The 12,077-nt window shown below is 47.6% G+C and carries 8 protein-coding genes; 4 read left to right on the forward strand and 4 right to left on the reverse strand.

Annotated elements, in window-relative coordinates; genetic code table 11:
• Positions 1-232: 232 nt before the first annotated feature.
• Positions 233-2,014 (forward strand): sensor histidine kinase, encoded by a 1,782-nt coding sequence (locus GNP95_RS10115; protein WP_196427129.1) that lies wholly within the window; start codon positions 233-235, stop codon positions 2,012-2,014.
• Positions 2,011-3,531: a response regulator gene (locus GNP95_RS10120; RefSeq protein WP_155610680.1), complete on the forward strand. Its 1,521-nt coding sequence runs from the start codon at positions 2,011-2,013 to the stop codon at positions 3,529-3,531. Before GNP95_RS10115 ends, GNP95_RS10120 begins: the two co-directional genes overlap by 4 nt.
• Positions 3,532-3,641: 110 nt before the next feature.
• Here GNP95_RS10120 and GNP95_RS10125 read toward each other — a convergent pair whose 3' ends face one another.
• Genes GNP95_RS10125 through GNP95_RS10135 form a run of 3 tightly spaced genes read right to left on the reverse strand, consistent with a single transcriptional unit; the run spans position 3,642 to position 6,548 of the window.
• On the reverse strand, positions 3,642-4,448 hold the full coding sequence (locus GNP95_RS10125) for a carbohydrate ABC transporter permease (protein WP_155610681.1): 807 nt from the start codon (positions 4,446-4,448) through the stop codon (positions 3,642-3,644).
• Complete coding sequence (locus GNP95_RS10130; protein ID WP_155610682.1) at positions 4,445-5,320, reverse strand: carbohydrate ABC transporter permease; 876 nt, start codon at positions 5,318-5,320, stop codon at positions 4,445-4,447. Before GNP95_RS10130 ends, GNP95_RS10125 begins: the two co-directional genes overlap by 4 nt.
• A gap of 25 nt (positions 5,321-5,345) precedes the next feature.
• Complete coding sequence (locus tag GNP95_RS10135; RefSeq protein WP_196427130.1) at positions 5,346-6,548, reverse strand: ABC transporter substrate-binding protein; 1,203 nt, start codon at positions 6,546-6,548, stop codon at positions 5,346-5,348.
• A gap of 367 nt (positions 6,549-6,915) precedes the next feature.
• Here GNP95_RS10135 and GNP95_RS10140 point away from each other — a divergent pair, with 367 nt between their 5' ends.
• Together GNP95_RS10140 and GNP95_RS10145 are read left to right on the forward strand one after the other, a co-directional pair.
• Complete coding sequence (locus tag GNP95_RS10140; protein WP_155610683.1) at positions 6,916-8,481, forward strand: response regulator transcription factor; 1,566 nt, start codon at positions 6,916-6,918, stop codon at positions 8,479-8,481.
• A 15-nt stretch (positions 8,482-8,496) separates the two neighbouring features.
• Positions 8,497-10,263, forward strand: a complete 1,767-nt coding sequence (locus GNP95_RS10145) for a sensor histidine kinase (RefSeq protein WP_196427131.1) — start codon at positions 8,497-8,499, stop codon at positions 10,261-10,263.
• 764 nt (positions 10,264-11,027) lie between these two features.
• Here GNP95_RS10145 and GNP95_RS10150 read toward each other — a convergent pair.
• Positions 11,028-11,966, reverse strand: coding sequence for a glycoside hydrolase family 43 protein (locus GNP95_RS10150; protein ID WP_155610685.1), 939 nt, complete (start codon positions 11,964-11,966; stop codon positions 11,028-11,030).
• Positions 11,967-12,077: the final 111 nt, after the last annotated feature.

The raw sequence follows: 12,077 nt of genomic DNA on the forward strand, positions 1-12,077 counted from the left end.
ACGTGAGATTCATTTTGTATCCGCTTTCTTGTCTTCATTATCCTCGTATTTTGTCATAATCAAAAGAAAAATCGAAGCAAGCTCTGCTCTTGTTGCAAACTATATCCTTAAAATTTGATATTTATCGCAAAAAATGACCTTCTCATTAAATTAGCATAGGACAATTGACACCTGTCCGGCGCAATGACAGAATAAATTCATAACATCAAGGGGGAGTGTATGCCCTGTGACTATGCGTAAAAAGCTTATGCTGTTCTTCATCTGCCTCGTGATGATCCCGATTCTTACGATTTATTCCGTAGCAATCAACATCTTTTATGAGAGCACCAAAAAAGATTTGCAAGCGCTTTTTTCGAACCATATCCATGGAATCGGCAAAAGCGCGGATCAATATTTTACCGATGCGCTGGATCTTACGACTTATCCATTAATGGAAACGAATCTGAAAGCCTTCTTAAGCAAGCCGAAGGATGATGAGAATTATTTCGCGCTGACCAGCAACGCCAATAGCATCCTGCTCTCTATGCCCTACGGTTTCTCCAACGGCATTCGCGGCATTTCTCTTCTTTCGCGGGATCAAGCCTCTATTAATGTAGGCATTTCGTTAAAAATATCGAAGGAAGATCTGGAAGCTGCGCGAGCCGGGGCATCGAGACCTTATTGGGATTATCGCGACGTGTCCAGTCTGCAGGATACGCCAAAAGAGGCATACAGCCATATTACTCTAACCCGATTGCTGAGGAATCCGAGCAATTTGTCCGAGGAACTCGGCTTTATCAAGATCGCCATGAGCCGGAAGCAGCTTATCGATACCCTGATGTCGGACCGGATCAACCACGAGGTTTCCTATTTTATCATTGATGAAAATAACAAGCTTCTTGTAGATACGAGTTCCGGCCAAAGCTACGCCAGTCTGAAGGGGGATATTTCCTATCCGCATCTTCTCCAGTTGGCTTCCAGCTCAGCCAATACGCAGATCAACGGGCAATACTTCATTTCCGCCCATAAAATAGAACGAACCCCATTCGTTTTATACAGCATTGTAAAACCGAATATTCTAACCATTATTAAGGAAACGCTTCTTAAGGGTTTGTCGCTGACCGTGGTGCTTGTGCTCCTGTTTACGCTGCTATTGTCCTTCACTTTTTCCCAGATTATCACGGCTCCGCTCGTCAAGCTGGGCAAGCGCATGAAGTCGATCTCCAACGAGGATTTCTCCGTGAGGATCGATGTGAAGAGAAATGATGAAATTTCGGTGCTGGCCAACAATTTCAACCGTATGGCGCAGCGGCTGGACTTTCTGTATAAGGAAGTCTACATGGGGAATTTGAAATTACAGCAAGCGCAGCTAAGCGCCCTGCAAACACAGATCAACCCCCATTTTTTATATAACACGTTGGACACGATCTACTGGATGTCGGAGATGGGCGACACCAAAAATGTCAGCTCCATGGTTTCAAATATGTCGAAAATGATGCGCATGACGCTCTCCCCTAACAATAGTGACATGGTGACGCTGGCGGAAGAACTGGAGCATCTAAGCTGCTACATCCATATCCAACGAATCCGCTACGGCGACCAGTTCGTGTTCGAAATCGATTGTCCGGAGCATTTGAAGTCTTGTTACGTTCTGCGCCTTCTGCTGCAGCCGCTGGTCGAAAACGCACTGCTCCACGGTCTGAAGAACAGCACCCATGGCATCGTAAAAGTGCGAATTTACGAAAACAAAAATACGCTCGTTTACGAGGTGATGAATAATGGCACACCGGTGGACGTCACTGAAATTAACCGCCTGCTGGAGGTAGAGGACAGCGGCATGCGGGGATTTGCTTTACGGAACATTAAGGAGCGGATCGCTCTGAAGAATGGAAAGGGCTTTCATCTTGGTTGTTTTTTGCGTGACGGATTCAGCGTCTTTCAAATTACGCAAAAGCTGAGGGATGAAGATACCGATTCCCGTGAAATCACGCTTTCGGACTACAACAGTGAACAAACAAAGGGGCTGAAAACATGATAAAAATCCTGCTCGTTGACGACGAAGCATTTATCCGTCAGGGAATTCGCTATACGATTCCGTGGGAAGAGCATGGGATGGAAATTGTCGGAGAAGCGGCTAACGGAGAAGATGGCTTGAAGCTGGCCATTCAGCTCTCCCCCGATATCGTCTTTGCTGACATCCAGATGCCGATCATGAGCGGAATTGAGCTGGCCAGAAAATTAAATGAGTATTTGCCGCGGACGAAGGTGATTATCCTCTCCGCATATGGCAATACCGAAAACTTTACCCGTGCGATTGAAGTAAAGGTAAGCTCCTTCGTCCTGAAAAATGCCGATTCCGGCAAAATACTGGAGGCGGCCCTCCGGGCAAAGGACGCTATTTCGGAAGAAAATGCCGCCTTTGGACGCCAGGCGCTGATGCAGACGATCTATAAGGAAAACCAGCATTTGATTAAATCCGCCTTGTTTGCGAAATTTTTAAAAAACGAAATCCCGTTGAACACGTTCCAGAAGAAGGCGGAAAAACTGGATATGCCGCTGCCCGGTCCCTGCTATTCAGTGCTGCTCTCCCGCTGTGTTGCGAATGACGACTGGCTGGTGTACAACCATTTTGTACAGGCTTTTCAGGAGTTCGAGCCCTTCGTATTCTTCATGGACGACGGCAAGCTCGTAACGGTATTGAATGTCGGTGCGCAGGGTGTTTCGGAGGAGGTTATGGAGAAGACGCTCGCCAATCTCAAGCCTTATATTTTTGGCAACAGTATGGTGTTAATGAACCGGATCAAGTCGCTGGAGAAGCTCTCCTGCGCTTATGCGCTGCTGGATAATGCGCTGGATGCCTGCTTCTGGAACACGGAGCGGGAATATACGGAGGTTGCGCCAACAGATTTGTTTCCTAGCGTAGGGCTAAGTGAGATACGGAATAGCGAGAGCAAGGTCATCTCCGCGGTGTTGTCCAAAAATGCTGCCCATATTGAAAGCGCTATCCAGGAATACGCTGAGTTTATGCGTCAAAATGCCGTCTCGCGGTCGCGCTTTCTGGAATCGGTGAACCGGATCATCGTGCTGATGGAGGCTGTGATGGAAAGACACAACGATGCCCGCAAAACCGCGGAAATTGTTGCCGAAACGGAAACGCCCGAGGAAGTGATTGAGCTGTTGCTGAGCCTGGCCAAGCCAAACATGGAGACGGATTATAAAAATGTGCAGTTTGCGGCCGCACTGGATTATATCAGCCAAAATTATAACAAGGATCTCAAGCTGACCGATGTCGCCAGGGCCGTTTACATTTCCACCGGTTATTTGAGCAGAATCTTCAAAAGCGAAACCGGCTATTCCTTTAAAGAGTGGGTGAATCGCATTCGCATCGAAAAAGCGAAGGAACTCATTCTAAACAGTGATTTGAAATACTATGAAATCGCCGAATTGGTAGGGTACAAGGATTACAAGTATTTCTCCGCCTACTTCAGTAAATTATGCGGAGTCAGCGCGAAGGAATATAAAGTGCTGAACAGCCCGATGCTTCATCGTTAGAGTCATGTTCTTGAAAAAACAGGACTTCCCGCAGTCGTTTACGACGGATGGGGAAGCCCTGTTTTTTTGATTTGAGGATCAACAAATCCCTTTTGTTTTTTCTTTGTCCGCTATTTCACTGAACCCAGCATACCCTGCACAAACTGCTTCTGGAGCAGGAAGAAAATCAGCACCGTCGGCAGCGTCGTAATCACGATGGCCACCATAATAATTCCATAATCTGGATTATAGGAGGAGGCCAGCGACGATACGATCAGCGGCAGCGTCTTCTTATCCTGCGTCTGTAAAGCGATCAAAGGCCACAGGAAGCTGTTCCAGTAGTTCATGAACGTAATGATCGCTGCGGCCGCATAGGTCGGCTTCATCGTTGGAACGTAGACCTGGGCGAACAAGCGCCACTCGCCTAATCCGTCAACTCGCCCGGCCTGCAGCAGTTCCCGCGGAAACGACTTCGTATTCTGCATGAAGAAGAAGATCATAAATGCCGTCGTAATCGAAGGCAGGATGACCGCCGTCGGCGTATTCAGCATGCCCATGTTGCTGAACATGCGGAACAGCGGAATCATGACTGCCGCAAATGGCATCATCATGGAGAGCATGAGCAGGCCGAACAGCCTGTCCTTGCCCTTGGAACGGTAAATTTCAAAGCCGTATCCAGCCATGGAGCTCAAGATCAGCGTTCCAACCGTGCCGACGATCGCGATCAGCGCGGAGTTTCCAAAGGCAGCCCCAAGGTTGGTCATATCTAGCAATTTTGTAATATTGCTCTGCAGCATCGAACCGAAGCTGAACTTACCCTTCACGATATCCGAGGATGTGTTGGTCATCCCGATCAGCATCCAGACGAAGGGAAACAGAGAAACGACGGATGCGATAATCAGGAACAAATGAATACCCAGCGAGCTTAATTTTCTCATTGTTTCTCACCTCCGACCTTGAGCTGAAGGAAGGCCAGCACAGCCACCATCACTACGATCGCATAGGACACTGTCGCCGCATAACCGAAGTTAGGCGTATAGACGAAGGACAAGTTATAGATATACTGGGAAATCGTCATCGTCGAGTTGCCCGGACCGCCGTTCGTAATGTTGACGACCTCATCAAACAACTGCAAGGTCCCGTTCGTCGAAATAATCGCCGTGAATAAGATGATCGGCTTTAGCATCGGAACGGTAATGCTGAAAAATTGCCGTGTCTTCGATGCGCCATCAATCGAAGCCGCCTCATAGACGCTTGGATCAATATTCTGCATCGCCGACAGATAGAAAATCATATTGTAACCGGTCCAGCGCCAGGTAATCGCCGCAATGATGACAATCTTAGCCCATACCGGATCCATGAGCCAGGCAACCGGCTCTTGGATCAGGTGGATGGACATCAGCATCTTGTTCAGAATGCCGTCGACGGCAAAAATACTCTTGAACAGCACCGCATAAGATACGAGCGATGTTACGCAGGGCAGAAATATGGCCGTACGATAAAACCCTTTGAAGCGAAGTTTCGGCATGTTCAGAAAATAAGCGATCACCAGCCCGAGCATCAGCATGATCGGTACCTGGACAATCAGGTATAACAGCGTATTAAGGACCGCTTGCTTGAACATCGGATCTGAGAACAAGCGTCCATAATTGGCCAGTCCTACATATTGATACACCGTCCCTTTGCCGGACTGAAACGACAAGAGCAAAGATTGCAGCATGGGATAGAAGCTGAACAAAAGAATAAGCGCTGAAGGCAACAGCACGAACTGCCATCCCATCAAAGAAGATTTATTCCATTTACTGCCCATAGGTTACCACCCGCTAACTTAGTATTTATTGCACCTGCTGTCCAAAATGTTTCTGAATGTTAGCCAAGCTCTGAGTCAGGTCCGCACCGTTCAAAATGTTAGGCAGCTCGTTCTTGAGAGCGTCCTTGGCCTCTTGCGTGTACATTCCCAAAGAAATACCCGGAACCTCGGTAGACCATCTTGTGAAATCGCTGTAAATCGCCTGACCTCCGAAGAATTCTGGTTGCTGATTGTATACTTCGCTGGAGAAGGCTGGGATAAAGGAGCCGACTCCTCCGTTTTCCGTCAGAAAGCGCTCATAGAATTCCGTGCTGCTGCCCATCGTGGAAGCGAGGAAGTCAATCGCCAGATCTTTATTCGCGGATTCCTCAAGCACAAACCAGCTGGAGCCGCCCTCGTTGGAAGCATTGACGCCGCCTTCTACATTCAATCTCGGAATTGGTGCTACACGCCATTTGCCGCTTTGATCCTGGGCATCCATGATCGAAGCGATTTGCCATACTCCGGATACGACCGTAGCTACGTCGCCGGCGTTAAAGCTGCCTACAAATTCGCTCCAGCCCGTTACCGGCTTGGCAATTCCTGAATCAGCGATCGCTTTGTACACGCGAAGCGTCTCGGTCATGGCCGGATTGTCTACGAAGTTACCTTTGTTATCCGGCGTAATGTACCAGGATCCAGCAGATTGAAGCAGGATTGAAGTCAAGGCTTCATCGTTCGGATTGATGGTCGCCATGTATTTGCCTGTCTTTTCTTTGACGACTTTACCGATTTCAATATATTCATCCCAAGTAATGTTCTCGAGATCCTCCGCTTTATAGCCGGCTTCCTCCAAATAATCGACACGGTAGAACATGCCCGTTACGCCGATGTCAAACGGAACGCCGTAAATCTTATCTTCGATCCGCAGCGCATCTACCTTATATGGAGAAAATTGCGTAAAGTCTACCTTTTCTTTAAAGTCAGCAAACGTTCCCGGATAAGCGGTTACGTATTTTTGAATGTTCGGATCGTTCACCAGAATGATATCCGGCAGCCCGTCTTTGACGCCTGCAGCCAGGTTCGTGTTCAGCTTTTGCTCCAGATCCGTTTTCGCCATATCGATAACTTCCAGCTGGAAATCTGGATGATCTTTCTTGTACAGATCCTCGGCAATTTTCAGCGCAGCTCCAGGAAGGATCCCACGCCCAGGCAACGACTTTCTTTGTTCCGCCGCTCCCGGCTTCATTGCCGCCCTTCTCCGCAGAGCCCGAATTCGAAGAACCGCACGCCGCAAGCAGTGACGCTGTCATAGAAACCAGCAGCAACATGGATAACCATTTTTTCACTCTTTACAACCCCTTTTGATATGTTTTGTAAGCGTTTCATGTAATTCGTTATCTATTTTAGAAAATTAAAAATGCGAAGTATAATCAAAATTAGCTCTATATTAGCAGTAATTATTGCTCTCTATCTGGTTCCCAGTAATTTCCTAGTAATAATTATGGGTGATAGCAGTTATTTTGTATTTTCAGGATTTCCCCTGTCCAATCATACCTTTATCACAGGGATTGGTATATGATTAGGACAAAAGACTTTGCAGGAGAGGTGTAATCATGGAAGAACGCTCCGCAAACTATCGGGTCATGATCGTGGATGATGAAGCGATCCTGCGCACAGGCATGCTGCATCTATGCAATTGGAGCGAATATGGAATCGAAATTGTTGCCCAAGCTTCAAATGGTTTGGAGGCGCTGCAATATATAGAAGAGGTTCATCCCCATGTGGTGATTACCGATATAGTCATGCCGATCATGGACGGAGTCGAGTTTGCCAAAATCATGGGCAAGGAGCACCCTGAAATTAAAATCGTGGTGCTGAGCAGCTACAGCGAATTCAATTACGTGCGCGAGGTATTCAAATATGGAGTTACTGACTATTTGCTTAAGCCTAAAGTCTCTGCTGCCGAGCTGATATCGCTGATTCAATCGTTGTGCAGCGGGATGGATTTAAGCGAACAGAACCAGCCTTCTGTGAAAAATGATCCTGCCCTGCTGCTCGGACAATGGCTTGGCAGCAGCCATATTGAGGAAGATAAGCATAATGAAGCTCTGCTTCAGGAGCTTGGCCGGCGCTTCGATTCCGAGCTCTTCATCATAGCCAAAGCTAGTACAAGCCTGCTGCTTTTAAGAACCACTTATACGCAGAGCCAACTGGAACAGCTCCTCCTCGAACTGGCAGCGAAGCAGTTACACGGACTGAGTTATGCTCTCGTATTTTTGAAAAACGAATGTCTATTGCTCGTCAACTATGAGTCTGATCGGTCCGTTGAGATGTTATCCGCCCTGAAGCGGTTTGCAGACTCGGCCTCGGAAGCCCTATCCTACATGTCATTCGTTCTTTCAAATCCCTTTCAAGACCTACAGCAAATGAAATCAGAGCATGTCAGGCTGACTCCCTATCTTGGGAAGCTGCTATATTTTACGGGGCAAGCGCTCGTTACCGAGGATGATATCACAGTACAAAGCGAGAAGGCGGAGTTTAATCAGGAGCATTTTACGGCAGCGCTGCGCAGCTTCTCCATCGATGAGGCTGGCGCGCAATTGGAAACGCTTTTCTCGGAAAATACAGACAGCATGGCCTATGATGAATACAGCCTGAAGCGCCTATGCCAGAATCTCATTTATACGGCAATGAGCACGCTGGAGCAAATGAAGCAGCCCGTAGCCGAGCTAGGCTCGTCTAAGCTGAAGCTGTTCAAAAGAATAGATCTAGCTTATGACATCGAAGAGCTTAGAGGCATCATGCTGCAATTCCTGCAGAATCTGAAGGAGATCCTTCCAGCGACGGAGCAGCAGCAATCGCCGATTCTCCAGCAAATTTACGCATACGTCCATAAGAACTATGCCAACGAAATATCGCTATCGGAAATGGCCGACAGTCTGCATTTGAATTATAGCTATCTGTCCTCCTATTTCAAACAGCGCACGGGCGAGAATCTGACTTCGTACATCAACCGGGTGCGGACGGACAAGGCCAAGGAGCTGCTCATGGATCATAAGCTGTCGGTGTCGGAAATCAGCCGGTTGACGGGATTTTCGGATCACAACTATTTCTCCAAAGTATTCAAGAAAATAACCGGGATGACTCCCGTGGAATATCGCAATCAAATCCCATCATAAAGACAGGTGTTTAATGTGCTGCGCAAGAACAGCATCTTTATTAAAATTCTCGTCCTGATGCTCTCGGGCATCCTGGTTATTTCATTGCTGCTAACGCTGGCGTCCTCTACGATCTCGGAACGGATTCTGCTGAACCAGGTCGTCAAGAACGCCTCCGCCAACATGAATCACGTGAAGGGCGAGCTGCTGAATTATAATGATCAAGTCGTCAATACGATGCTGCAGATTAGCAGCAGCAGCGAGTTCAGGAACTATATTACGAAGCCGGCCAATACGCCGCAGGAGCAAATCAATCTGGTGATGTCCCTGGGCAAATATATCGATTTGTACAAGGACTATTTAAGCCCGGAGAAATCGCATATTATCGTGTCGGCGCTGCCTGGGCTGGGCGGCCGCCACTACTCGAGCAACGCTCTGAAGTGGGACAAAATCCCCCAGGATATCGTCTCGACCTATATGACCGAGGACGGCAAAATTCCTAACCGTATCCGCTACAACAGCAGCCCGGATTTATTCGTAGAGACCGTGCCTTACGACAACTATATTTTTGCGACCAAGCCCCTTGTGCACAGCAGCACAGGCTGGATGTACGGGTATGCTGCCGTCGTGATGGATGAGCAGAACATTTATCGCAAATACAGTCCCTACATTTCCGAAGGCATTCATATTTCCCTGATCTCCTCGGATGGCACGATACTGTCCAGCAGCCGGAAGGATTCGATTAGCAAAAAAGACACGACCCTGCTGTCTTTGGCCGGCCATGTGTCCGAGCAGGGGGGCGTATGGTCGGACTCGGAAGACAAGCAGACCTATATTTCCTACTATCTGCCGGAATTCAACGCCTATTTGCTTGAAGAGATCGATCAGTTAACGGCCTTCGCGCCCTTATACCGCATTTCCACCGAGATCCTTACAGTCATCAGCGTTGTACTGCTTGTCACCATGCCGTTCGTCTACTCCTTAAGCCGGCGGATTACCCGCCCCCTCAGCCAGCTCGTGAAGACGATGCAGACGAGCAAGGGGGATAATCTGAAATTTCATCCCCTGAAGGAAGGCGACAGCTATGAGACGAATGTGTTGACCAAAGCGTACAATCGGATGATCCGCGAAATCGATCAATATACGGATAAGCTCGTGTACGAGCAGCAGGAACGCAGAAAGGCCGACCTCAATGCGCTGCAGATGCAAATTAACCCGCATTTTCTTTACAACACGCTAAGCTCGATTAAATATTTGGCAAAAATGCATCGTACGGACGAGGTGGACCAAACGATCGACAGCCTGATCTCCATGCTGCAGAGCACCTTGGGTTCCACCGAGGATATGGTTACGGTAGAAACAGAAATCGAGACGCTAAAGCACTATGTATTCATTAACCAAATCAGATACGGCGAGCAGATCGGGGTTCATTACGAGATTGCAGAGGACTGCTCTCAACTGCTCGTTCCTAAGCTCATCATCCAACCCTTTGTGGAGAACGCCTTCTTCCATGCCTTTCCTGGAATCGCGAGCGGGAATATTCACATATTTATCCGCAGGCTGGAGGAGAGGCTCATGATCGAGATTATGGATGACGGGGTCGGCATGTCTTCAACGGTGGAGCAGATCAATGAGAAGAAAAAACACCACTTGTCCGGGATCGGGGTCAACAATGTACATGCGAGGATTCAATTGTTGTTCGGCGCCGATTATGGCGTCCAAATCGAAAGCGAAGCAGGCTACGGAACGGCAATCAAAATTACGCTGCCGGTTACGCAATCTGTAGAGCGGATGAATAATTAAAGACGAACAGAAAAACAAAGCTAGCGGCATAAAAGCCGCCGCTATATAAGATGAACTGTTGAAATGAATGCGGGCAAGCATGAAATGTTCCTATCATCGTACTGCTCCCAGATTTTTTGGATGATATTTCGTTCATAACAGACAAAATCCTATCACAAAGGCGACTACAAGCTTATGCTCCCGAAGCAGCTTTCTGAGAAGAAAGCTGCTTCGTTTTTGCGGATTCATTGTTCTCACTTGCCTGCAATTGATTCTTTAGTTCATCGTTTATAAGCTGCCCGCCACTAAGTTGTGTTGTACATTAAACTGCACACTAAGATCTATACACTAGCTGTATCGTGCATTAAGACGCACACCTAAGAGATCTATACACTAGGCTGTGTCGTACACTAAATGGAATTCATGTATCTAATTATGCTCTAAACGAACATTTCAAGGGACTAAATGGATTTAATGCAACTAAAATCAAGAATCGAGCATGTAATAGGCAATCCCCCTTCTTTTAATGACATGAAATACATTTAAACCCGCCCCCTCTTTCTTACCACAAAAATTAACTACTAAAAATCCAATTTATATAAGTCGAACTATTGAAATTGTTTAGTCATTTTATAGCTTCTTTAGCGTGGTTATAGGTTAACACGTTCAAATATCCATTGCGGGCAAGTGCAGAAATTAAATCGACTGAAAATTCGTTTGTTTTAGTTTTTTATAAAACAAAGCTCTCTCACACCCAGACAATACGCGATGGATAAACCTATGCCTTAATACGTCGGCCAGCCGCTGGAATCCCAGTTCAAATCACTGATAAGCAGCTTCGGGTTGCCGTTGTCGTTCCGGTCATAGGCATGTCTTGCGATGACGTTGTTGTACACATGCTGTCCGCCTGGGCCGGCCCAACGTGTATTACCTGCATCGAATACCGTTCCCCCGCCGTTCATCATGTCCACCCCGCTCTTATCCTTATAAGGCCCGGTGATACTCGCCGATCTTCCGACCACGATTTTATAGTTGCTGTTCGATCCCTGGCAGCAATTATCAATGGAAGCGAACATGTAATAATAGCCGTTGCGGTAAACGATGGACACGCCCTCAATGCCATTGCTTCGCTTAGCGATCGAATAGAGACTGCCTGTCGGCTTCATCGTCGTTTTGTCCAGCTTCGTGATTTTGATGCCGCTGAACCAGGAGCCAAAGGCCAGCCAAGGATTGCCGGAGGCGTCAATGACGAGATTCGGGTCAATCGCGTTATAGTCCACCGAAGGATCCGATTTAATGACCAGCCCGTCATCCCGCCAGCTGCCTGCCCCTACGCTCGTCGCCGAAGCCAGGCCGATCGCTGAGGTATTTTTACCGAAGGTAGAGATCGAATAATATAACCAAACCCGGCCATTGTACAGCTGAACATCCGGTGCCCACACATCGTTTGTGGTCATATTCGGCACATAAGTTTTCCACCAGGAAGGCGGGCTCAGGAAAATTTGGGGAACACGGTACCAATTGGTGCCGTTATCCGACCTCAGTACTTGGATGCCCTGCCCCGTCGAGAACGTATACCAGGCCGATCCTTCCTTGATGATGGATGGATCATGAACAGCGACATCGCCGGTCAAATTCCAATGTGCCGCCAGGGCTGTTCCGACGGCTGATCCCAGGATAGCGACACTGCAGATGACCGATAAAAGCAATTTCCGATAACGCATTTGACATTCCTCCAGTTTATTGAATTTGAAGAGAAAAATGATAGCGCTTTCTCTCAACTACAATATACTAGAAAAGTAAATATTTTGGAATATTAAATTTAAAACAATATA

The organism is Paenibacillus woosongensis (assembly GCF_009725165.1).
In the GTDB taxonomy this organism is placed as follows: Bacteria; Bacillota; Bacilli; order Paenibacillales; family Paenibacillaceae; genus Fontibacillus; species Fontibacillus woosongensis.

Excerpts from the sequence above, each read along its gene's own strand:
- GNP95_RS10150 (WP_155610685.1), bottom strand. The coding sequence starts at position 11,966 with ATGCGTTATCGGAAATTGCTTTTATCGGTCATCTGCAGTGTCGCTATC.
- GNP95_RS10115 (WP_196427129.1), top strand. The coding sequence starts at position 233 with ATGCGTAAAAAGCTTATGCTGTTCTTCATCTGCCTCGTGATGATCCCG.
- GNP95_RS10120 (WP_155610680.1), top strand. The coding sequence starts at position 2,011 with ATGATAAAAATCCTGCTCGTTGACGACGAAGCATTTATCCGTCAGGGA.
- GNP95_RS10130 (WP_155610682.1), bottom strand. The coding sequence starts at position 5,320 with ATGGGCAGTAAATGGAATAAATCTTCTTTGATGGGATGGCAGTTCGTG.
- GNP95_RS10125 (WP_155610681.1), bottom strand. The coding sequence starts at position 4,448 with ATGAGAAAATTAAGCTCGCTGGGTATTCATTTGTTCCTGATTATCGCA.
- GNP95_RS10140 (WP_155610683.1), top strand. The coding sequence starts at position 6,916 with ATGGAAGAACGCTCCGCAAACTATCGGGTCATGATCGTGGATGATGAA.
- GNP95_RS10135 (WP_196427130.1), bottom strand. The coding sequence starts at position 6,548 with ATGAAGCCGGGAGCGGCGGAACAAAGAAAGTCGTTGCCTGGGCGTGGG.